Annotated in this window: 19 protein-coding genes; 9 read left to right on the plus strand and 10 right to left on the minus strand. The window is 71.0% G+C overall.

Features of this window, described 5'->3' with window-relative positions:
* Positions 1 to 47: 47 nt before the first annotated feature.
* Positions 48 to 1,238 (plus strand): amidohydrolase family protein, encoded by a 1,191-nt coding sequence (locus tag J4709_RS40870; RefSeq protein WP_208250014.1) that lies wholly within the window; start codon positions 48 to 50, stop codon positions 1,236 to 1,238.
* Between the two features lie 81 nt (positions 1,239 to 1,319).
* Here J4709_RS40870 and J4709_RS40875 read toward each other — a convergent pair whose 3' ends face one another.
* From J4709_RS40875 to J4709_RS40885, 3 genes are all read right to left on the minus strand, one after another.
* Complete coding sequence (locus J4709_RS40875) at positions 1,320 to 2,945, minus strand: FAD-dependent monooxygenase (RefSeq protein ID WP_208250016.1); 1,626 nt, start codon at positions 2,943 to 2,945, stop codon at positions 1,320 to 1,322.
* A complete protein-coding gene (locus J4709_RS40880; protein ID WP_208250018.1) occupies positions 2,945 to 3,850 on the minus strand; it encodes an alpha/beta hydrolase in 906 nt (301 codons plus the stop codon). The genes J4709_RS40875 and J4709_RS40880 overlap by 1 nt, the downstream gene beginning before the upstream one ends.
* A 227-nt stretch (positions 3,851 to 4,077) precedes the next feature.
* Complete coding sequence (locus tag J4709_RS40885; protein WP_208250020.1) at positions 4,078 to 4,902, minus strand: IclR family transcriptional regulator; 825 nt, start codon at positions 4,900 to 4,902, stop codon at positions 4,078 to 4,080.
* Positions 4,903 to 5,371: 469 nt separating this feature from the next.
* Here J4709_RS40885 and J4709_RS40890 point away from each other — a divergent pair, with 469 nt between their 5' ends.
* On the plus strand, positions 5,372 to 6,367 hold the full coding sequence (locus J4709_RS40890; RefSeq protein WP_208250021.1) for an amidohydrolase family protein: 996 nt from the start codon (positions 5,372 to 5,374) through the stop codon (positions 6,365 to 6,367).
* A gap of 70 nt (positions 6,368 to 6,437) precedes the next feature.
* Here J4709_RS40890 and J4709_RS55935 read toward each other — a convergent pair whose 3' ends face one another.
* Entirely contained in the window at positions 6,438 to 7,181 is a 744-nt protein-coding gene (locus J4709_RS55935; RefSeq protein ID WP_208250023.1) for a helix-turn-helix domain-containing protein, read from the minus strand.
* A 64-nt stretch (positions 7,182 to 7,245) separates the two neighbouring features.
* On the opposite strand from J4709_RS55935, the gene J4709_RS40900 reads away from it, so the two are divergent.
* The gene (locus tag J4709_RS40900) at positions 7,246 to 7,815 is read left to right on the plus strand and encodes a TIGR03086 family metal-binding protein (RefSeq protein ID WP_208250025.1); all 570 of its coding nucleotides are present in this window, start codon (positions 7,246 to 7,248) and stop codon (positions 7,813 to 7,815) included.
* A gap of 124 nt (positions 7,816 to 7,939) precedes the next feature.
* On the opposite strand, the gene J4709_RS40905 is transcribed toward J4709_RS40900, so the two are convergent.
* The 3 genes from J4709_RS40905 to J4709_RS40915 all read right to left on the minus strand — a co-directional run bounded on the left by J4709_RS40905 (position 7,940) and on the right by J4709_RS40915 (position 12,989).
* Complete coding sequence (locus J4709_RS40905) at positions 7,940 to 10,525, minus strand: tetratricopeptide repeat protein (protein WP_208250027.1); 2,586 nt, start codon at positions 10,523 to 10,525, stop codon at positions 7,940 to 7,942.
* 158 nt (positions 10,526 to 10,683) lie between these two features.
* Positions 10,684 to 11,166, minus strand: a complete 483-nt coding sequence (locus tag J4709_RS40910; protein ID WP_208250030.1) for a hypothetical protein — start codon at positions 11,164 to 11,166, stop codon at positions 10,684 to 10,686.
* A 185-nt stretch (positions 11,167 to 11,351) separates the two neighbouring features.
* Positions 11,352 to 12,989 carry a bifunctional 3-(3-hydroxy-phenyl)propionate/3-hydroxycinnamic acid hydroxylase gene (locus J4709_RS40915; RefSeq protein ID WP_269757582.1) on the minus strand — a complete coding sequence of 546 codons (1,638 nt, stop codon included), beginning with the start codon at positions 12,987 to 12,989 and terminating at the stop codon, positions 11,352 to 11,354.
* A gap of 94 nt (positions 12,990 to 13,083) precedes the next feature.
* Between J4709_RS40915 and J4709_RS40920 the strand changes: the two genes are divergently transcribed.
* Positions 13,084 to 14,043 (plus strand): amidohydrolase family protein, encoded by a 960-nt coding sequence (locus tag J4709_RS40920; RefSeq protein WP_208250033.1) that lies wholly within the window; start codon positions 13,084 to 13,086, stop codon positions 14,041 to 14,043.
* 83 nt (positions 14,044 to 14,126) lie between these two features.
* Entirely contained in the window at positions 14,127 to 14,552 is a 426-nt protein-coding gene (locus tag J4709_RS40925; RefSeq protein ID WP_208250035.1) for a DoxX family protein, read from the plus strand.
* Positions 14,553 to 14,610: 58 nt separating this feature from the next.
* Here the strand turns inward: J4709_RS40925 and J4709_RS40930 are convergent, their stop codons facing one another.
* From J4709_RS40930 to J4709_RS40940, 3 genes are all read right to left on the minus strand, one after another.
* Positions 14,611 to 15,501 carry an SDR family NAD(P)-dependent oxidoreductase gene (locus tag J4709_RS40930; protein WP_208250044.1) on the minus strand — a complete coding sequence of 297 codons (891 nt, stop codon included), beginning with the start codon at positions 15,499 to 15,501 and terminating at the stop codon, positions 14,611 to 14,613.
* A gap of 114 nt (positions 15,502 to 15,615) precedes the next feature.
* Positions 15,616 to 16,338, minus strand: a complete 723-nt coding sequence (locus J4709_RS40935; RefSeq protein ID WP_208250046.1) for a GntR family transcriptional regulator — start codon at positions 16,336 to 16,338, stop codon at positions 15,616 to 15,618.
* Between the two features lie 102 nt (positions 16,339 to 16,440).
* On the minus strand, positions 16,441 to 17,742 hold the full coding sequence (locus J4709_RS40940) for an MFS transporter (RefSeq protein ID WP_208250048.1): 1,302 nt from the start codon (positions 17,740 to 17,742) through the stop codon (positions 16,441 to 16,443).
* A 352-nt stretch (positions 17,743 to 18,094) separates the two neighbouring features.
* Between J4709_RS40940 and J4709_RS40945 the strand changes: the two genes are divergently transcribed.
* The 4 genes from J4709_RS40945 (at position 18,095) to J4709_RS40960 (ending at position 21,910) form a co-directional block, all read left to right on the plus strand.
* Entirely contained in the window at positions 18,095 to 18,715 is a 621-nt protein-coding gene (locus J4709_RS40945; protein ID WP_208250049.1) for a hypothetical protein, read from the plus strand.
* Between the two features lie 2 nt (positions 18,716 to 18,717).
* Entirely contained in the window at positions 18,718 to 19,329 is a 612-nt protein-coding gene (locus tag J4709_RS40950) for a thiamine pyrophosphate-dependent enzyme (RefSeq protein WP_208250051.1), read from the plus strand.
* On the plus strand, positions 19,326 to 20,705 hold the full coding sequence (locus tag J4709_RS40955) for an aldehyde dehydrogenase family protein (RefSeq protein WP_208250053.1): 1,380 nt from the start codon (positions 19,326 to 19,328) through the stop codon (positions 20,703 to 20,705). The genes J4709_RS40950 and J4709_RS40955 overlap by 4 nt, the downstream gene beginning before the upstream one ends.
* 68 nt (positions 20,706 to 20,773) lie before the next feature.
* A complete protein-coding gene (locus J4709_RS40960; RefSeq protein WP_208250056.1) occupies positions 20,774 to 21,910 on the plus strand; it encodes a mandelate racemase/muconate lactonizing enzyme family protein in 1,137 nt (378 codons plus the stop codon).
* Positions 21,911 to 21,914 lie beyond the last annotated feature (4 nt).

The following is a 21,914-nucleotide window of genomic DNA, read 5'->3' on the forward strand; positions in this document are numbered from 1 at the left end:
GGATCGTCACGCCGGATGTCGCCGACCCCCGAAAGGACACGATGGCGATGAGCACCACCGAATGGACGAGGCGCACGTTCTTCAAGAACGCGGCGGCCGCGGGCATCGCGGCGGCCGCCGGGCCCGCGCTGCTGCAGGCGTCCCGCGCCGCCGCGGACACGCAAGGCGCCGGAACGTTCGAGAAGATCGCCCTCACCAACGTGCGCGTCTTCGACGGCCGGGGTCTCACGGACCCCCGCACCGTGGTGATCGACAACGGGCGGATCGGCTTCAGCCCGCTGGGCGCGAAGACGATCGACGCGAAGGGCGCGACGCTGCTCCCCGGGCTGATCGACGCCCACGTCCACTTGGAGGACGTCGGCACCCTCGAGCAGCTGACCGGCTACGGCGTGACCACGGCCCTGGACATGGCCTGCTGGCCCCCTTCGCTGGTGAACTCGCTGCGCCACCGCACCGGGCTGACCGACATCCGCAGCGCCGGCATTCCCGCCGCCGCACCCGGAAGCGTCGAGAGCCGGCTCCCCGGGTTCCCGCAATCGGAGTTGGTGACCGGCCCCGACCAGGCGCAACGGTTCGTGACCGCCCGGGTCGCCGAAGGATCGGACTACATCAAGCTCATCGTGGACATCCCGGGACTCGACCAGGCCACGCTCGACGCGTTGGCCGCCGCGGCGCACGCCTACGGCAAGCTCGTCATGGCGCACGCCACATCGTCCGCCGCGGTCGACGAGGCCCTGCTGGCCGGCGCGGACATGATCCACCACGTCCCGCTCGACACCGCTCTGACCACCGCCACGGCGGCGCGGTACCTCTCCGGCAAGCGGGTCTCGGTCCCGACCCTGACCATGATGGAAGGCTTCGCCGCACTCGGCATTCCCGGCCTGAGCTACGCCGCGGCGCGCGACAGCGTCGGCATCCTGCACCAGGCGGGTGTCCGGATTCTCGCCGGGACCGACTCCAACCACAAGCAGGGCATCCCGGTGCAGCCCGCCTTCGGCACCAGCCTGCACCATGAACTGGAGCTTCTCGTCCAGGCCGGTCTCGGCACCGTCGAGGCGCTGCGGGCCGCGACGATCCTTCCGGCCCAGTCCTTCGGGCTGCCCGATCGCGGGGTCATCAGCACCGGCTACCGCGCGGACCTGGTCCTCGTCGACGGCGACCCCACCGCCGACATCCGTGCGACCCGGAACATCCAGCGCATCTGGGCCGGCGGCATCGAGTACTCCCCGGCCGCCTGACCCCGTGACCCGGCTCGCGCCGGCCGGACCTGCGAAGGATCCGGCCGGCACGAGCCGCCGCAGCCGCCGTGCCGGGATCGCTCAGAGCGGCGGAAGGCTCCCGGTCCTCACACCTCTGACCTTGTCGATCAGAGCGGCGGCGTCCGCCGGGGCCTTCTCGCCGGCCCAGGCCACGATCTGGTCCGGACGGACGAGAAGGAGCCTTGCCCCGCCACGGCCGGCACCGGTCTCCCAGGGAAGTTCGACGGTCTTCAGCGGAACACCGAGCGCTGCGGCCGCGTCCTCGATCGTCTCCTTTCCGGTCGCGCCGTCCAGCACGAGCAGCGTCAGGTCGGGGCCCAGCAGGTCGTAGAGCGATCCGCCGTCTGCAAGGAAGCGGTGAGGCAAACGCGTTCCCGGCGAGCCGGCGTCTCCGTCGACGGCCGTTGACTCTTCGAAGGCGATGACGGGCGACGTGGTGATGTGAATGTCGAGGATGAGGTCGAGGGAGTGGAACTCCGCCTTCTTCGTCTCCTGGATGCGGGCGCCCGCCGCTTCGCGGGCACGGGCGCCCGCTTCGTCGCCGGCATCGAGGTTGTCGGCGAGCAGTTCGGTGGACAGCACCCGCATGTTCGACGTCGCCTCGCCGATGATGCGCTCCTGGATGGGGCGCCGTTCGGTCTCGTAGCCGTCGAGCAGGTCCGGGCCGCCCCATCCGTTCAGGACGGCCGCGAGTTTCCAGCCGAGGTCGACCGCGTCCCCGATGCCGGTGTTGAGGCCGTGGCCGCCGAACGGAGGGTTGAGGTGCGCGGCGTCACCGGCGAGGAACACGCGGCGGTCGCGCATGCGGTCGGCGATCTGCATCCGCGCCGTCCAGGGATCGGTGGACAGCACGTCGGCCCGCACCGGCCGGCCGGCCAGGCCGTCGATGATGTCCCGCGCGCGGCGCTCACCGGCCTCCCGGTCGACGCCGAAGGCGATCGCCCACCACGTCCCGTCCCGGTCGATCGGACCGACCAGCGCCGGCGCGGACGGGTTGACCACCCAGTATTGGACCGCCGGCCCGTGCTTCACATGGCTCCAGAGGCCGGGGGACCTGAAGACCATTCCGAAGTTGGGCCGGAGCGCCTCGCCGCCGCTGTAGGAGGCGCCGATCTGCTCGCGGACGATGCTGCGCGGGCCGTCGCAGCCGATCACGTAGTCGGCGGTCACCGTGCTTTCGCCCCCTGAGGCGTCCTCGACGGTGACGGTCACCAGGTCGTCGCCCTGCCGTACCGCGGTGACCCGGCTGCCGAGCACGAGTTCGCACGCGTCGAGGCCGTCGACGGCCTCGCGGAGGAGTTCCTCCAGGACGTACTGGGGGACCTGCTGACCGATCTCGGGGAACCGGTCTCCTTCTGGGCTGAGGCCGAGGACCCCGGTGAAGCGCGAGAGTTCGTGGCCGGTCAGCGAGGTGCAGAACACGACCTCCTGCGACCAGGAGGCGGGCAGCGGAGCGCGCTCGCGCAACCGGTCAGCCAAGTCCCAGCGGCGCAGGTGCTCCATGGTGCGGACGTTGATGGTCTTGCAGCGCGGCCGGGCGGTGGAGACGGCGGCACGCGGTTCGACGACCAGGCAGCCGATGCCCCGCCCGCCGAGTTCGACGGCCGCCGCGAGCCCGACCGGGCCGCCTCCTGCGATGAGGACCTGGACTCTGCGTGGGAGGGGGCCGCTCTCGCCCGGGGACATCAGCGCGCGCTCTCGGCGTTCTGCCTGGCCCAGGCGGCGCACTCCTCGGCGAACGCCAGCTGTCGCAGGTGCAGCGCGAACCCGAGGGTGTGGTGGTCGATGCAGTGCCCGGTGCCGCGGGCGACGCTCGCGTCCACGAAGGGCGCCGCGGTGAACATCGCGGCGAACCGGTCGACGTTCTCCGGGGTGCTGTCCCAGAGCGCGTCGAACTCGGCGAGGGTGTTGTGCACGGGGACGCGGACGCGCGGTGCGACGTCGGGCAGGTGCTCCTTCGGCCACCTCGGCGCCTGGACGAGCTCCCGGACGGGTACCGGGGCGTAGGAGCCGTGCGCCTGCTCCAGCCCTCCTCGGCCGTAGGTGGACTCCGGCCCGAACATCACCTGGTCGCGCTGGTCGTAGGGCAGGTCCACCGTCTGGTCGGGGGGCAGGGAACCGAGCGCCTCGGCTGCGCCGCCCGGCGGGATGACCGCCCCCATCCCGGTGGCGGACACGCCGATCAGCGGGAAGCCCGGGTCGCCCGCGGCGATCATCAGCGCGATCATGCCGCCGATCGAATGGCCGACCAGGAACACGCCGCCGGCGCCGGAGCGCTCGACCGCCTGCCCGATGGCGGAGTCGAGCAGTTCCACGTGGCGGGCGAAGGTGTTGGCGTCCGGGTCGAGCGGTGTGCTGCCGCCGTAGCCGGGGCGATCGAAGGCGACGACCCGGTAGCCGGCGCGGCCGGCCACGTCCAGGAACGAGCCCTGGTCCGCTCCTGCCACGTCGAAGTAGCGCGCGGTGTAGGTGCCGCCGTGCAAAGCGACGATCAGTGGCCTGCCGCTGTCGGCGGCGGTGCCGGCGGCGAGCGCCGTGATCTTGTGCCCGTCGACCTCGAAGGTCAGGGTCTCGCGCTGCTGGGCCATCATCGGCCTCCTGCCAGGGGGTGGTGTGACGGTTCTGCTCGCCCCGCGCGGCCGCGGGCGAGGGGATGCAACGCCTTGGGAAAGGCCTGGCCGGGCCGCCGCGCAACGCCCCCGACGGCCGGAACCCGGATGCTGCGAGGATAAACGCTATATGTGATAACAGCAAGCATCGCGGCAGCGGATGCGAGATCGCCCGCCGCCGGCGTGCGACGCTCAGGTGCGGGGCCGGATCAGGGCTTTTCCGGCGGCCAGGAGGCGCCGAGCTCTTCGGACATGGCCTGCGCCGACCGCCGCAATTCCTCCGCCAGACCGGCCAGGTCCTTCTCGGAGACCACGCGGGCCGGCATGGCCAGGGCGACGACGAGAGGAAGTGAATCGCCCGCCGTGAACACCGGGGCGGCGAGCGAGACGATCCCGGGGATCACCCCGCCCGAGGTGACGGCGACACCGTCACGGAGCACATCGGATCTGATCCGCGCCATCTCCTCTTGCGCGGGGGTGCCTCGCTCGTCGGTCTCCAGTTGAGCGCGCAGCACCGGTCCGGTGAGCGTGTCGGGCAGGTAGGCGAAGAAGGCCCGGCCCACCGCCGAGGTCAGCAGCGGCATCGTGGCCCCGACGCGGACGGTGATGGGAAGGGCGTAGGCGCCGTACTCCCACCGCACGATCACCGGGCCGTTCTCCCCCCACACGGCGAGGTTGACCGCGTGGGCCGTCCGATCCCGCAGACCGGGGAGGTGCTGGGTCACCAGGCCGACCTCGTCCATCCGGCGCAATGACTCGATTCCCAGCCGGCGCATCGCCGGGCCCAGGTCGTAGAGCCCCGTGCTCGGCGACTGGGCGACGAGCCCGACCCGCGCCAGGCTCACCAGATACCGGTGGGCCTTGCTCGGCCCCATCGCGCTCGCGCTCGCGATCTGGGTCAGGCTCATCGGGCCGAGACCCTCCTCGAGCGCCTGCAGGACCGTCATTGCGAGTTCGACCGACTGGATGCCCTGGCGCGCCGGAGCCGCCGCGGATTCGTCGGGCGCCTCGGGGACGTGCTGCTGGTCTGGCACGGCAAGGATCCTACTGGCGGGCGGGCTACGGCGTTGGCGCGCCCGCCGAGGTCGGGATCCTGGCCGGCGAGCTGGCCGGGGCCTTGTCGCCGCGCGTCCCCGTGGCGGGGACCAACGCGGCCGGCGCCGCGCCGAGCAGGCCGGAGGAGAGGATCCAGCCGCCGGCCACCATGATCGACGGCAGTCGGGGTGGCGGCGTCCGGTCTGCTCCTCACCTCGCCGAGGTTTGACACTGCCGGACCGCATGCTTCACTATCCATGAAGTCAATGCACAATGGTGAAATGGTGAGAGCTTGCAGGCGACGGCGATGTAGAGCACCAAAGCCGGTATCGCCGCACCCCGCCGGCTGTTTCGCCATTGCCGGGGAAAGCCCTCGCAAGGGGGATCGGCTCCGCAAGCCCGGCAGCGCCTGCACGGAGGCACTCGGCCATTGGCCGGCCCGCCCGCGATGTCGAAAGGAACCGTCCAGTGAAGATCATCGCTCTTGAGGAGCACTTCGTCGATCCGGGCGTCAGCAGGGCGGGCGCGCCGGCCGCCACCGCGTTGAGCCCCGATTTCGGGACCGCATACGATCCGGCGTCAGGCCTGCCCTACTCGCCCCGCGCCGAGGTGCTCACGGACCTGGCCGAGCGACGGATCGCCGACATGGACGCCGGCGGCATCACCATGCAGGTGCTGTCCTGCCTCGGTCCCCAGCAGGTGCCTCCGGACGTCGCGCCCGAAGTCGTCCGCGCCGCCAACGACAGGTCCGCCGCCGCTGTGCGCGCCTACCCCGACCGGTTCGCCGCCTTCGCCGCCCTGCCGACCACCGTCCCCGAGGCCGCAGCCGCGGAGTTGGACCGCTGCGTCGGCGAACTGGGTTTCGTGGGCACCATGATCCTGGGGCGCACGGATGGGGAGTTCCTCGACGCCCCGCGTTTCGACCCGATCCTCGCCAAGGCGGCCGCCCTCGACGTTCCGATCTTCCTGCATCCCGGCGTGCCTCCGCGCACGATCACCGAGACCGACTACTCAGGAGGCCTGTCGCCCGTGGTCGCCACCCGCCTGCAGACCAGCGCTTGGGGCTGGCACCAGGAGACCGCGGTCCACTTCCTTCATCTGGTCCACTCCGGAACCTTCGACCGGTACCCCGGCCTTCAGATCATCCTGGGCCACTGGGGCGAGATGATCCCCTTCTACCTGGACCGCGTCAACGAGGCCCTGCCGCAGCGCGCGACCAAGCTGGAGCGCTCCTTCGACGAGTACTTCCGGCAGAACGTCCACATCGCTCCGAGCGGCATGTTCAGCCAGGCGCAGTTGCGGTTCTGCCTGGAGACGGTCGGTTTGGAGCGCATCGTGTTCGCGGTCGACTATCCCTTCATCGGCAACGAGGGCGCCCTCCCCTTCTTCGAACAGGCCGACCTTCCGGAGGAGTCCAAGCGCAAGATCGCCCACGAGAACGCGGAGCGCCTACTTCGCCTGTGACGCCGTGCCGAACCCCTGTCGGGAGGGCTCTGCGCCGGGACGCGACCAGACTCGAATCCGGGGAGGCGGACTAATACCGCTGCGCGTACCAGGTCGGCTGTTCGCCGAACATGGCCTTGAAGTCGCGGATGAAGTGGCCCTGGTCGACGTAGCCGAGGTCCGCCGCCAGCGCAGCCCAGTCGATCGCCCCGCCGGCGGCCATGCGTGCGGTCACCTCGTGCAGGCGGTAGCGGCGGATCACCCACTTGGGTCCGATGCCGACGTACTCCGCGAACAGCCGTTGCAGCCCCCGCACGCTCAACCCCAGCTCGCCGGCGAGGCGTTCGACCCTGGTCACGGCCTTGTCCTCGGCGATCAGCTCGACCGCGCCCACCGCCTGGCGCACTCGGGTGTCGTCGTCCGGCAGGTGTTTCAGCAGGAACGCGTCCACGGTCGCCACGTCGAGCGTCGTGGGCAGGTCCGGGCCGAAAACCTCGGCCGCCGGGACGACGCGGTCGGTGATCGTCGAGACGGCGGCACCGAGGAACGGGCGGAAGCAGCCCGGCCGGAACGCGACGCCGAAGACCTGGTCGCGGCCTTCGAGGACCTTGATCTGGTAGCCGCTGCACACGCCGTTGACGTCCGCGCGGCCGCCGCCGAACGAAAGGTGCACGTTCGGGTACGGCACGATCTTCTGCCGGTAGGGCTCGGCGTAGTCCCAGCAAGCCTCCCAGTACCGCTCCACCCACGGCGTGAGCGCCGGCGACGGGTCGTGGAACGTGTGGCGCTGATACCTGCTCCACGCACCCCGCAGCTCACGAACGTCCCGCTCCACCCGGCAGAGTGTACGTCGCCTTTATCCAATACCCCTCCTGTCCAGGCCGCCTAGCCTCGCCGCCATGTCACATCTGTCCAACGCTGCCGAGGCCATGGCCGCAGTCGCCCGCACCATCACCGACGACCAGCTCGCCAACAAGACTCCGTGCACGGAGTACGACGTGCGGGCACTGGTCAACCACCTCCTGTTCTGGGGCCCGTCACTCGCCGGCGGCGGCCGCAAGGAATCCGTTCCGCAGCTGGCGGCCGCCGAGTCCGATGTGGACCTGGCGGCCGGCGACTGGCGCGGCCGTCTGCTCGCCCTGCTGGACGACATCACCTCGTCGTGGGCGCCGCCGAGCGCCTGGGAGGGCGAGACGAGCATGGGCACGCCGCAGACGCTGCCGGCGCCCGTCCTGGGCGACATGATCACCGGCGAGCTGGCCCTGCACGGCTGGGACCTGGCGGTCGCGACCGGGCAGCGGCTGGAACTGCCCGCCGACCTGCTGGAGCATCTGCACGACACGGTGCTCGCCGGGGTGGAGCAGGGGCGGGAGATGGGCATGTACGGACCGGAGGTCGCGGTGCCGGCCGACGCACCCACCTTGGACCGCGTCCTCGGCCTGACCGGCCGTGATCCCGCCTGGGCGTAGTCCCCGACCGGTGATGTAGGTCGAATCTGCCGCGAGAGCTGCGGTTGGCGGCGCATGAGCCGGGTCGCCGGCATGCACGGCGGCACTGCCTGCCCGGCGCCTCCCCCCCGCCCATGTCGGTGGCCTACTTCGGCTGCCTGTTCCACCGGGCTCGGATGGAGGCGCCGGCCATCTGCGTTAGGACCGTGAGGGCGGCTCCGAGGCGTCGCTCCTTGCGATAGCAGAAGGCCAGGGCTGCTTGGGACTCGAGCGTGTCGGGGTGGTGGGGCCCGAGCGTCCGTACCGTGTCGGCGACGAGCCTCTCCAGCAGCGCGATGGCCTCCTGGGTACGGCCCACCTTCGAGTAGGCGGCGGCCACGTTGATCCAGGACGTGATGGTGAGGTGATGGTGCGCGGATAGGAGCCGCTCATTGTCGGCTGCGGCCCGCTCCAGCAGAGGGATCGCTTCCTCTATGCGTCCCGTCTCGGCGTAGCACAGGCCCAGAATCTCGCGTGCGTCCGCGGAGTCGGGATGCTCCTCTCCGAGGACCCGTTCGGAGTCGGCGACGACCCGCTCCATCAGCGGGGCCGCTTCCTTGTGGCGGCCGACCTTCGAGTAGGTGTGGCCCAGATTTCTCATGGCCAAGAGGGTGTCGGGGTGAGCGGCCCCAAGGACGCGCTCGCAATCGGCGGCGGCGCGTTCCTGCAAAGGGACCGCTTCCTCCAGGTGTCCCGCCTGCGAGTAGAGGGCGGCCAGATTACTGCGGGCCGTGACCACGTCCGGGTGGCCCTCGCCCTGCAGCCGTTCGAAGTCGGCGACGACCCTCCGGGCCAGCGTGATCGCTTCCGTCAGGCGCCCCGCCTGCAGGTAGTGGCCGGCCAGGTTGCTGCGGGTCTCCACAGTGGTGGGATGGTCCTCGCCCAAGATCCGCTCGCGATCCGCCACGACCAGCTCCTGAAGAGCGATGCCTTCCTCCGCACGCCCCGCTTCCACGTAGGCTCCGGCCAGGACGCTGCGAGCGGCCAGGCTGCCGGGATCATCCCGGCCCCGCAGCCGCTCATGGTCGGCCAAGACCGCCTCTTCCAAGGCGATCGCCTCCTGCGCGCGTCCCGAATGCGCGTAGCAGGCGGCCAGATTGTGGCGGGCCGCGATGGCCTCTGGGTGGTCTTCGCCCAGGAGCCGCGCCATTTCGGTGGCAGCCCGCTCCAAGGCGGAGATCGCCTCCGGGATGCGCCCCGCCAGCCAGTAGCAGGTGGCCAAGGTGGCGCGGACGGACACGGTTTCGGAGTCGTCCTCGCCCCAGAGCCGCTCGAGGTCGGCGGCGAGACGCTCCCCGGCGAGGATCGCCTCCTGTACGCGCCCTGCCAGCCGATACGCCTCGACCAGAGGGGTCCGGGCGTACAGGGTGGCGGGATGCTCCGCGCCCAGCAGCCGCTCGGCATCGGTGACGACCCGCTGCCAGTGGGCGATCGCGGGGCCGTAAAGGCCTGCACCCACCAGACTGGACCCGGCCAGGTACGGCAGCGGATGGCCGTCGTCGTGCCACAACAGGTCGCCGGCCAACGCGGTCACGGTATCGGCGTTGGCACGCACTACAGCGGCGAGGTCGAAGTCGGCGTGTGCTTGTTCGGGCCAGATGCTCACCAGGGCGTCGGCGGCGGCCTTTGCTGCTGCGGTGGACGCGGTCGAGGGGGCGCTCTCGCGGGCGGCGCGGGCGGTCAGCGCGTGGCTGCGCACCGCGCGGGCGCCCTCCCGCGAATCGCAGCTGATCAGGCTGTACTGGTGCAGGAGGCGGAGAGCGGCCCTGGCCTCTTGCGCGGTGACCTCGACCGGCTCGGGAGTGGACGTGCGATGAGCGGTCAGGTATTCGGTGACGGCCTCGTCGGCCCACAGGCTCAGCGGGTGCCCGGCCGGGTCCAGGTGGGAAACCAGCCACAGGGCCGGCGCTGCCAAGCCCTCCGGAACACGGCGCTGGACCACGTCCAGCGTCACCAGCAGGGCCGCGGCGACCGGTCGGCCGTAGCCTTCGGTGTCGGCCTCCGGAGGCAGCAGCGCCTCCAGACGAGACCGCCGGCCGGTGAAGAGCCGGAGGTAGTCCGCACAGGCCGCCTCTTCGTTGATCATGTATGCGGCGGCGTGTGCCAGAGCCAGCGGCAGGTGCCCCAGTTCACCCGGCAGATTCGCGGCCTGCGCGTCCAGCAGGTGGACCATGTTCACGTCAGTGAGCCGGGCCCGCAGGTAGGCGTCGGATTCGGCGGGGGCGAAGGTGTCGACTTCGATGAGCGCCCGCCCGCCGCCGGACAGCCGAGCGTCCCGGCGCCGGGTGGTGGCCAGCACGCGGCCGACGCTGGCGCGCGACGGCGGCGGCCACCACGGATCGGCGCTCTCCACATCGGCGACGCCGTCGAGCACGACCAGCCATGACCGGGAGGTGGCGGCCAGCCAGTCCAGAAACGCCTCCGCGTCGGACTCGGCGTCCTGCCCCGATGCATCGGGCGCGTGGACCCGGAGCGCGGCGGTGGCATAGCCGGTGATGATCCGCCCGGTCTCTGCGGCGTCCACCCAGACCACCACGTCGGTCCCGGCTGTCAGGGCCTGATGGGCGCATGCGGCGGCCAGCTGGGACTTTCCCACACCGCCGCCACCGGAGAGGACCAACGCGGTGTGTTCCGCCCCGGCCTCGTCGATCCGCTCGCGCAGGTCTGGGCGCGGTTGGAAAGCGGAACTCAAGGGCGGGACCGCACCCACCCGCACCGGCCAGGCGACCGGAGGCCGCGGCGCGGCGTGATAGTCGACCCGGTCGATGTGATGGGCTGCGACCGAACCCGTCTGCGCAAAGATCGACGTGTGCGCGGTGATGTGCGGAGCGCGGCGGGCCCCGGGCGGCGTCAGCTCTGGTCCGCGCCCGGCGAGGGAGGGTTTCCGATGGTCACCTCGCCCATCTTCACAGCGGCCGCTGCCTGGTTCTGAGCCTGGATGTGCACGTCGCCGCCGATGGCGATGCCCTCGTCCGCAGCCGAGACACCGCCACCGGCCTGCTCGGCCAGGTCCACCAACTCACGAAGCCGGGCGGCCGCCTGCTCCCTGTCGCCCTCGTCCAGGTCCTCCATCAAGTCCCGGAAACGAATGCGCCAGGCGGCTACCGCGGCATCGCGTACCTGCTCGGCCTCGTCAGGGGCGGCGTTCTCCAACTCGGCCGCCGTCCGGTCCAGCCTGGCCAGAATCGCTTCCTGTGCGGCGCCACGACCGAAGGTGCGCGCCACCCGCTCCCGGAACCCTTGCCAGACGTCTGTGCCGGCCGCCTGGACCACCGCCACCCCACCGGCCGAAGCCAGGGCAATCAAAGCCTGATCCAACACGCCGACCCCCACGCCCCAAGTAAGGATGAAAGCCTGTTCCGGCAAGGGCAGCATACGCACCGGCCCGCCCGCGGGGCCGGGGCTGACTCGGCCTACAAGTTCCACGTCTGGCGCGATATCGGTCCAATGAGCTCTGGGTGCCCGGACATCACGTGCGGGACGTCGACGCGGCCAACTCGTGCGTAAGGAAGTGTTCCTCAAGACCGATCGTCCGCAGATCGACCCTCCGTGATTTCTGATCGCGTTGCGACTTCACCCACCACCGACAGCAGCTCTTGCGTGAGCGCCGCCGTCTCGTCGGCGTTCCTGGCGGTGCCGAACACGTAGAAGTCCGGCCGGACGGCGACCACCGAGCAGCCCAGGCCGGCGAACCAGCGCCGATAGGTGCCGTGGACGTCGCGCACCACGGTCGCGATCGGATGTTCGGCGGCTCGCTCGCCCGGGGCGGCGACGCGCACGCCGGCCTGCCGCAGCGCGGCCAGTGTCTCGGTCCGGCCGAGGCTCGCGAGCATGGCCTGGTCGACTATCAGGTGGAAACCCGGGCCGAGGAGCTGATCGAGCCGGTCGCAACGGTCCCCGTCGTCCACCATGCCCTGCACGGAGAGGAGCCCCCGGCCAGGGCCCGAAGTCCGTGCGAGGAGTCCGTCGTCCAGGCCGGGGAAGCGGAAGGTCTCGGGTTCACGGGCGGCGGTTCGCCGGGCCAGCAGCTCCCGATCGCGGGCGGTGGCGCGCTCGGGGTCGCGGATGGTCTGCATGTGCCCCAGTTCGATGCCCTTCTCGGTCACCGCCCGCACGTGCGGCTCGCGCTCGCGCTGATAGGTGTCGAGCAGGTCGTCCTGCGCCGTGCCGCGCAGGATCAGGTCCAGTTTGAACGCCAGGTTCTGGGCGTCCCGGATGCCCGAGCACATTCCCTGGCCGAGGAACGGAGGCATCTGGTGCGCGGCGTCCCCCGCCAGGAGGATGCGGCCGCGCCGCCAGTCGTCCGAGATCAGTGAGCGGAAGGTGTAGGTGGCGACCCGGATGAGGTCGGCGTCGTCCGGCTGCAGGTAGCGGGCGACCCGCCTCCACACGCGCTCCGGCTCGCGCTCGACCTCGAAGTCGGCTTCCGAATCGAGCATGAAGCTGAAGCGGTGGTGCGCGAGTCCGATCGAGATGATCGACGTCGGGCCGTGCGGATCTCCGAGTTGCAATGCGGGCGGCACGTCCACCGGGCGGCGGAAGCGGAAGTCGCACACCATCCACGGCTCGGAGAAACCGTAGTCGTCCTGAGCTATGTCCAGGCGTTGCCGGACGAAGCTGTTGCCGCCGTCGCAGGCCACGACATAGCGGGCCGAGATCCGTTCCGTGCCCTGCGGGCTATCAACGGTCAGGACGACGCCTTCGTGGTCCTGCTCCACGTCCACGACCGGGCTGGAGTGCCGGACCCGCACCGTCGGCAGCGACCGGCAGACGCCGTCCAAGGACGCCTCCAGATCGGGCTGGTACATCATGTACCACTCGGCCCAGCCGCTGCGGCCGGCCTCGGTGAACCGCTGCTCGATGAGCAGGTCGCCTCCGCCGTTGCGCCATTCGTACGTGCGCTGCACGCGAAGGTTCGGCAGCAGGCGTTCGGCCACTCCGAGCCGGGCGAGCGTACGCATCGTCTCGTCGTCGAACGTCGCGGCTCGCGGCAGGTTGTACAGCCCGGCGTACCGCTCGACGGCCACCACCCGGTGTCCGGCCTGCCCCAGCAACGCCGTCACGGCCATGCCGACGGGTCCGTAGCCGACCACGGCGACGTCCGCCGTCGTCTGCCGCGTGCCCGAGCCACCGCTCACGGTGTCCGGCTCCGCCATCCGGCCCTCCTCATCTCCCCGAAGGTTTGACACCGCCGGACCGTATGCTTCACCATCGATAAAGTCAATGCACAATAGTGAATCAGGAGCCGGAATGCGGACGATCGGCCTCGAGGAGCACTTCGTCACCGCGGACCTGGCGGCCTATGGCGCCGGATCGGCGTCCATCGCCCAGCCGGAGCGATGGCGGGCGGCCTCCGAGCGCCTGCTGGACCTCGCCGAGGGCCGCCTCGCGGCGATGGACGCCGCGGGCCTGGACGTGCAGGTCCTCTCGCTCAACTCGCCCGGCATCCAGGCCGAACCGGACCCGGCGACCGCCGTCGACCGGGCCGCCGCCGTGAACGACCTGCTCGCCTCGGTGATCGCGGAGAATCCCACCCGGTTCGCCGGCTTCGCCGCGCTGCCGCTGCAGGACCCCAAGGCCGCGGCGAAAGAGCTGGAACGCGCGGTGACGCAACTCGGCATGCGCGGGGCGCTGGTCAACGCGCACACCCAGGGCCGCTACCTCGACGACCCGTCCCTGCGTGTGGTGTGGGAACACGCAGAGGGCCTCGACGTCCCGCTCTACCTCCACCCCGCCAACGGCGTCGACGTCCCGCACGTGATCGACGGCCACCCGGAGCTCATCGGACCGATGTGGAGCTGGGGCACCGACACCGCCTCGCACGTGCTGCGGCTGATCTTCGGAGGTGTCTTCGACGACTTCCCCGAGGCCAAGCTCCTGCTCGGGCACATGGGGGAGGGGCTGCCGTACGTGCTGTGGCGGCTCGACTCACGCTGGGCGTTCCACAACCACCACGGTGTCGAGCTCGCGCGCGGGAACCCCTCGGAGTACCTGCGGCACAACCTCTACATCACCACCAGCGGGGTCTGCTCCGCACCGCCGCTGCTGTGCGCCCTGCTCGCACTCGGACCCGAGCACATCCTCTTCGGCACCGACTACCCCTTCGAGGACATGCCCACCGCCACCGAGTTCCTGCGCACCGCACCCGTCAGCGAAACCGACCGCGCAAAGATCGCCCACCAGAACGCCGAACGCCTGCTGCGCTTGTGATCCGGCGATGGTGAGACGATGACCGGTACCCGGCCGGCTCCCCAACAACCGATTCGTCGTCCGACCAGAAGGGACCCAACGTCATGGTCACGGCACTCATGCGCGCCGGCGCGCGCGTACTGACCGGCTCGACCTACGCAGTGCTCGGAGCCGACGCCGTTCGCGAGCCCGGTGGCCGCGTGCAGCAGGCGGCACCTCTCCTCGCCAAGATCCGCAAGGTCGTGCCGCTGCCCGACGACGAACTCGTCGTACGGGGCAACGCCGCCGTGCAGACGGTCGCCGGTGGAATGCTCGCGATCGGCGTGCTGCCCCGGATATCGGCGGTCGCGATCGCGGCCTCCCTCGTCCCCACCACCCTGGCCGGGCACGCCTTCTGGGAGATCGAGGACTCCGCGACCCGCAAACTCCAGCGCATCCAGTTCCACAAGAACGCGACCATGCTCGGCGGCCTGCTGTTCGCCGTGGTGGCCGAGACGCACCGCAGGGATCGATCGGCTCCGCAGGACTGACGACGCGGTCCGCGAGACGAGTGGGCGCCGTGCTCGGAGTCGTGTCAGGACTGGGCGATCAAGCCGGAAGACCGACCATGGCCGCGCTGTCCCGCCACAGCCGATCGCGTGCATCGTCGTCGCGGGCCAGTTCGGACGGCTCAGGGAAGGTGAGGTCACCCGCGACCAGTGAGGCGTAGACGTGACCGGGCGGAGGGGCTGCCGCCCCCAAGGCCAGGTCGGCCAAGGCCTCGCCGGCGCGCTCCGGCGTCCCGAGGTGAAACTGTGGGTGGGATCTGCCGAGGAGCGCGGATAGCAGAGGCATCATCGCAGGACCGACAGTACGCCTCAGCCGTGATTGGTTGCGGAACAGTGCCGTGCCACCCGTAAGCCCCGGGTTGTAGGCGATCGTAGTGATACCACGGTCCTGCACCTCTTTGAGCACGCTGAGAGAGCGCGCGGTCAGCAGGTTGCAGAGCTTCGAGGCGGCGTAGGTTCGAAACCCGCTGACCCGCTTGCTCGGATGTGCGAGTTCCTGCACATCAAGGGTCCTGGGGCCGACCGGGACGATTTTCGGGTCGTGCGTGTCACTCGTGGTGAGGACGACTCCTCCGCCCTCGGCGACCTCGGGCAGGAGCAGCCGCGCCAGCAGGTAGTGGGCGAGATGGTTGACGGCGAAGGCCTTCTCGAAACCATCGACACTGCGCTGGCCGTTGTCCGTGAATTGCACCCCGGCGTTGAGCACCAACCGGTCGATCCCGGCGGTGCCCGCCCGGGAGCGCACGTCATCGGCGAAGCGCCGCACGCTGTCGAGCGAGGCCAGATCCAACGGCAGTGCCCGGCTGCCATCCGGCGGAGTCACGTTCGTTCCGCGCGCGCCAATGACCACCTCGTGACCCGGCTGTACGAGCCGGCGCACGGCGTGTGCGCCAAGTCCGGCAGTCGCACCCGTCATGACGACAAGGCTCATGCTCTTGCCCTCCTGTACTGCCATATCGGTAGCCGGCGATCAGCCGCCGACCGCGATCGCGCCCAATCCTGACGGTGATCTCCGCAGCCGCTACTGTTACGAGCTCTAAAGACACTAGAAGTGGATGTGCTCTCCGGGCGGGACGGCGATTTCGACCCAGCGCCGCCATTCGGCGAGCAGACTGCGATTGTCCTGGCTGGAATGGGCGACGAGCAGGTCGCCCGAGCGGACGATGTGCTTGCGCATGGCCCGCTCGGCCGCGGCGCCGTCGCGGCGGCGCAGGGCCTCGATGATGTCCAGGTGGTCCTGCAGGGCGACGTCGACGGGCTGGTGCTCGGGGACGCTGTAGCGGCCGTCCAGGGAGAGCGTCTCGCGGAGCTCGGAGACGATCTTGACGAGGCGCAGGTTGCCGCTGGCCTGCATGATCAGTTCGTGGACGCGCTCGTCGGCGGCGAAGTACTCCGGGCTTCCGTCCGCCAGTTCCTTCATCGTCTCGAACTCGGTGGCCAGCGCGGCGTCGTCGCGGGCGGTCATCACGGCGGCGGCGCTGCGCGCGGCCGGGGGCTCCAGCAGGACGCGCAGGCTGCACAGTTCGACGATGCCGCGGCCGTCCTGCCCGAGGATGCGGGCGCCGCGGTTTCGCTCGATCTTGACGAGGCCGAGGTCGGCGAGCTTCAGCAGCGCCTCGCGGACGGGCGTGCGGGACGCCCCGAACCGCTCGCCGAGTTCGCGGGAGGAGTACAGCACGCCGCGCTGGAGGTGCCCGTCCCGGATGGCGTCGCGGATGTCGGCCGCGATCTGCTCGGACCTGCTGGTGGATTCGGCTGGCGGGGACAAGGAGCTCCTTGGGGACCGGGCGGGGGCCGCCGGGAGGAGTCCGGGCGGCCCCGTTGACGGCATCAGCATAGCTGTGGGATGCCACTCCGGCCGATTGGGAGATCAGGGATGGGCGGTGCCGGGTACACCGGGTTCGGGCTCGGGACGCGGCCGGTGCCGTCGGGCGCCGGCCCGCAGGCCGGCGATCACGACCATGGCCAGCACGTTCGCCGTGATCATCACCGCCATCGACAGGCCGTCGTCGCCCCCTGAGGCGTCCTGGATCCAGCCGACCGCGAAGGGGCTGACGAAGCCGGCGAGGTTGCCGAGCGAGTTGATCAGCGCCAGGCCGCCGGTGGCCCCGGCGCCGGCGAGGAACGCCGTCGGCAGGGACCAGAACAGCGGTTTCGCCGTCTGGGCGGCCATGGTCGCGACGCAGATCGCGGCGAGCGCCAGCAGCGGCGTGCCCAGGCTCACCGCGGTGACGGTGAAGGCGACGACGGAGACGCCGAGGGCGATCTGGACCGGTGCCGAGGAGCGTTCGTTGCGCACCAGGCGGCCGGTGACGTACATGCAGATCGCGGCGAGCAGGAACGGCAGCGCCGACAGCCAGCCGATCTGCACGCTGCTGAGGCCCTTGCCGACGTCCTTGATCACCGACGGCATCCAGTAGGCGAGCGGGTAGGCGCCGCCCAGCAGCAGGAAGTAGGCGGCGCACAGCCCCATCACCTTGCGGTCGCGGAACACCGCCCGGTAACTGGCGGGCGTCGCCGCCGCGGCCCGGTCGCGCTCCTCGGCCTCCAGCGTCCGGGTCAGCCATTCGCGCTGCTCGGGGGTCAGCCAGCGCGCGTCGGCGGGCCGGTTGGCCACGGCCACGAAGAACACGATGCCGACCAGCACGGCGGGGACGCCGCCCAGCAGGAAGATCCACCGCCAGCCGTCCAGGCCGAGGGCGCCGTCGAAGGTGGACAGGATCCACCCGTTCAGCGGGCCGCCGACGACGGAGGCCAGCGGGATCGCGACCATCACGGTGGCGACGGCCTTCGGGCGGTGCGCGTTGGGATACCACCGGGTCAGGTACAGCAGGATGCCGGGGAAGAAGCCGGCCTCGGCGATGCCGAGCAGGAACCGCAGGCCGTAGACGACCTCGACGCTGCCGGCGAAGGCCAGCGAGCCGGCGATGACGCCCCAGGTCACCATGATCCGGGTGAGCCAGAGCCGGGCGCCGAAGCGCGCCATGGCGATGTTGCTGGGCACCTCGGCGAGCACGTAGCCGAGGAAGAAGATGCCGGCGGCGAACCCGTAGGCGGCGCCGCTCATGCCGAAGGAGTGCTCCATCCCGAGCTTGGCGAAGCCGATGTTGATGCGGTCGATGTAGCTGACGACGTAGCCGATCATCAGCAGCGGAAGGATCCTGAGGGTCACCTTCCGCATCGTCCGGGCCTCGAGCGTCCGGCTCACGGGTTCGTCTCCAGGGCCGCCTCGTTGTTTCCCGGCCATCGCGTCCTCCCGGTGAGGGTATGCGGATCCGTCACGACTCACGACTGATGAGCCACTCATCGTCAGTGAGGTGTTGATTGGTGCCGAGTAGCATGCAACATGTTCCGTCGACTGGCAAGACCCGGCGAGCGGTTCTGCGCTGCTCGGCCTGATGGGACGACATGTGACACGCTCTCCATGCTTGGATAGAGTTGCATGCTACTCAAGGCTGTTTGTATGTTAAGCATCCCTCGATGGTTCCCCGAGGCGACCGCGACAGCGAGCGAAGGAGTCCCCTTTGACCTCCCCTCCCGTCCCTCCCCGGCCCGGCGCTGCCGGGACCGCCACCGCGTCCACCGCCCCGTCCGCCGGACGGACCGGGCCGCCGCCGTACGCGGCGGCCGTCGCCGCCGGCCTGCGGGACTCGGGCGCCGACCTGATCGGGTACGTGCCGTCGGCGAGCGTCGCCCCGGTCATCACCGCGCTGGTCGCCGCCGACGGCGGCACCGGCGGCTCGTCGGAGCGGGTGTTCCCGCTGTCCCGCGAGGAGGAGGCCATGGGCGTCCTCGGCGCGCTGCCGCTGGCCGGCCGGTTCGGCGCGGTGGTGATGCAGGACAACGGGTTCGGCAACGCGCTGACGGCGCTGACCACGTTCAACGCCGCCTACCACCTGCCGCTGCTGGTGGTGGCGAACACGCGCGGCGGGCTCGGCGAGTACAACTCCATGATCCACACGCTGTGCCAGCACGTCCCCGGGCTGCTCGACCGGCTCGGAATCCGGGTGTTCGAGCTGGACCGGCGCAGCGGTCCAGGCGACTGGCGCGACGTGATCGCCGAGGCCGGCGCGCACGCCCGCATGACGTTCCGCCCGGTCGTCGTCCTGACCCACTTCTGGTCCACCGACGGAAAGGGCGCCTAGCCGTGAAGCGCATCCAGGCACTGCAGATCCTCGCCGCCGCCACCGCCGACCTGCCCGTGGTGGTGACGTGCGCGGCCACCAGCCGCGAACTCGCCGCCGTGGCCGACCGGCCCAACCACTTGTACCTGCTGGACGCCATGGGCCTCGCGGGCTCGGTGGCCACCGGCATCGCGCTCGGGCTGGAGCGCCCCGGCGCCGGGAACGGCCCTGTGGGCAAGGTGGTGGCGATCGAGGGCGACGGGTCGCTGCTGATGAACCCGAACGTGCTGCCGACCGGCGGGTTCCTGACGCCCGGGAATCTGCTGATGGTGCTGCTGGACAACCAGGTGTACGGCTCGACGGCCGGGATCCCCACCTACGCCACGCGCATCGACCTGGGAAGGCTGGCGGAGGCGTCGGGCTGGAGCGTGCTCCGCGCCACCGGACCCGAGGAACTGCGCGAGTCGTTCGGACGAGCGCTGACGCTGACCGGGCCCGTCTTCCTGCACGTGCGGATCGAGCCGGGAAACGCGCCGGACGTCCCCAAGCTGCTGGAGGACCCGGTCGTCATCGCCCGCCGTTTCCAGGACTGGCTGCACGACCGGACGGAGGAGGCGGCGGTGACCGCGCCATGACGCAGACCACCACGGGCGTCACCACCATCGACCCCACCAGCGGCGAACCGCTCGCCCACCACCCCCACACCACGCCGGACCGGCTCGAAGCCGTGCTGGCCGGTGCCGTCGCCGCCGGACGCCGGATGCGTGCGGAGAGCGCCGGCGACCGGGCCGATGGGCTGCATGCGATCGCGACCCGTCTGCGCCGCGACGCCGACGTCCACGCCGCATTGATCACCGCGGAGATGGGCAAGCCGATCGACCAGGCGCGGGCTGAGATCCTCAAGTGCGCCACCGCGTGCGACCACTACGCGGGCCGGCTGCCGGACCTGCTGGCGCCGCGTCCGGTGGCGCTGGGCGGGGACGGCGGCCACGTGCGGGCCGTCCCGCTGGGAACGGTCCTGGCCGTCATGCCGTGGAACTACCCGTTCTGGCAGGTGTTCCGCTCGATGGTGCCCGCCATCGCGATCGGGAACACCGTGGTGCTCAAGCACGCGGACAATGTCACCGCGAGCGCCCTGGCGATCCAGCCGCTGTTCGACGAGCTCCTCGGGCCCGGCGTGCTGTCGGCGGTGGTGCTGCCGCCCGGACGGATCGGGCCGCTCATCGACGATCCGCGCATCGCGGCCGTCGCCTTCACCGGCAGCAACCGGGTCGGCGCCATCGTCGCCGCGCGTGCCGGTGCCGCGGTGAAGAAGACCCTGCTGGAACTCGGCGGTTCCGACCCGTTCGTCGTGCTGGCGGACGCCGACGTCGCCGCCGCGGCGCGCGCCGCGGTCCGGTCGCGGTTCCTCAACAACGGCCAGAGCTGCATCGCGGCCAAGCGCCTCATCGTCGAACGCTCCGTCCGCGACGAGTTCGTCGACGTCTTCACCACCGAGATGGACGCCCTGACCGTCGGGGACCCGGCCGTCCCGGGCACCGACATCGGCCCCATGGCCCGCCACGACCTGCGCGACGAGCTGCGCCGCCAGTTGGAGGCGACGCTCGGGGAGGGCGGACGGCTGCTGGCCGGCGGTGCCCGCGACGAGCGGCCGGGCGCGTGGTTCCCGCCCGCCCTGGTGGAGGTGGACGACCCCGCCGCGACCGCGTTCCAGCAGGAGACCTTCGGTCCGCTGGGCGCGCTGTGCACCGTCGAGTCGGCGGACGCCGCGGTCGAGGTCGCGAACGCCTCGCGCTACGGGTTGAGCTGCTCGGTCTGGAGCGCCGACGCCGAGCGGGCACAGGCCGTCGCCGACCGCATCGAGACCGGTTCGGCGTTCATCAACCGCATCTCCGAATCCGATCCGCGGCTGCCCGTCGGCGGCGTCAAGGGCAGCGGCCACGGCCGCGAACTCGGCGACCACGGCGCACTCGAACTGGCCAATCTCCGGTCGGTCCGCATCACCCCATGACGACGTGCCGGGCACGTCCGGCCCGGCCGTTCCCACTCCGACTTCCCCCTGCTCATGAAGGAGCGTCCATGACGATCAGCCATATCCGGAGCCGCGCCGTGGCGATCCCGGTCGACCGGCCGACCCGCATGTCCAACCGGGTCCTGGCCGACCGGCACTACGTGCTCGTCGAGGTCACCGACGACCACGGGCGCACCGGCCTCGGCTACACCTACGCGGGCACCGCCGGCGGCCCGCTGACCAAGGCCGCCGTCGACGACCTGCTCGCCCCCGTCTATCTCGGCGCCGATGCCGACGACGTGACCGCCCTGTGGAGCCGCGCCTACCAGGAGGTCCTGCTCGCCGGACGCCGCGGCGCGGTGATCCGCGCCCTGTCGGCGATCGACATCGCCCTCTGGGACCTGAAGGCGAAACGGGCCGGCCAGCCTCTCGGCGTCCTGCTCGGCGGGTCGACCGCCCCGCAGCCCGCCTACGCCTCCGGTGGCTACTACCGGCCCGGCGAAGGGGAGTGGACCGACGCGGTCGCCGCCGAGATCGCCTTCAACCAGGCGCAGGGCTTCGCCGACCACAAGATCAAGGTCGGCGGTCTCAGCGTCGCCGAGGACGCCCGCCGCGTCGCCGCCGCCGTCGAGGCGATCGGCGGCCGGGGACGGCTCGCGCTGGACGCCAACAACGCCTACCCCTCGGTGCACCAGGCCCGCGCCGCCATCGAGGCGTTCGAGCGCGCCGCCGGCGACACGCCCCTGTGGTGGTTCGAGGAGCCTCTGTCGCCCGAGGCCATCGACGGCCACGCCGAACTGGCCCGCCGGACCACCACCCCCATCGCGACCGGAGAGATCCACCAGACGCGCTGGGAGTTCCGCTCCCTCATCCAGGCCGGCGCCGCGTCCATCCTGCAGACCGACGCGGGCGTCGCGGGCGGCGTCACGGAATGGATGCGCATCGCCCACACGGCCGATTCCTTCGGCCTGCAGATGGCTCCGCACTGGCATCACAATCTGCACGTCCATCTCACCGCCTCGGTCGCGAACACCCTGGTCGTGGAGTACTTCGCCTTGGAGAAAGGCCTCTACAACTTCGAGTTGCTGGTCACCCCGGAGACGCGTCTGGAGTACGCGGACGGCCAGGTCCACCTTCCCGGCCGTCCCGGCCTCGGCATCGACCTGGACGAGGCCATCGTGTCCAAGTACGAACTCCCCGCCTGACCTG

Origin of the sequence: Actinomadura violacea, from assembly GCF_017573465.1 — a bacterium.
Lineage (GTDB): Bacteria > Actinomycetota > Actinomycetes > Streptosporangiales > Streptosporangiaceae > Spirillospora > Spirillospora violacea.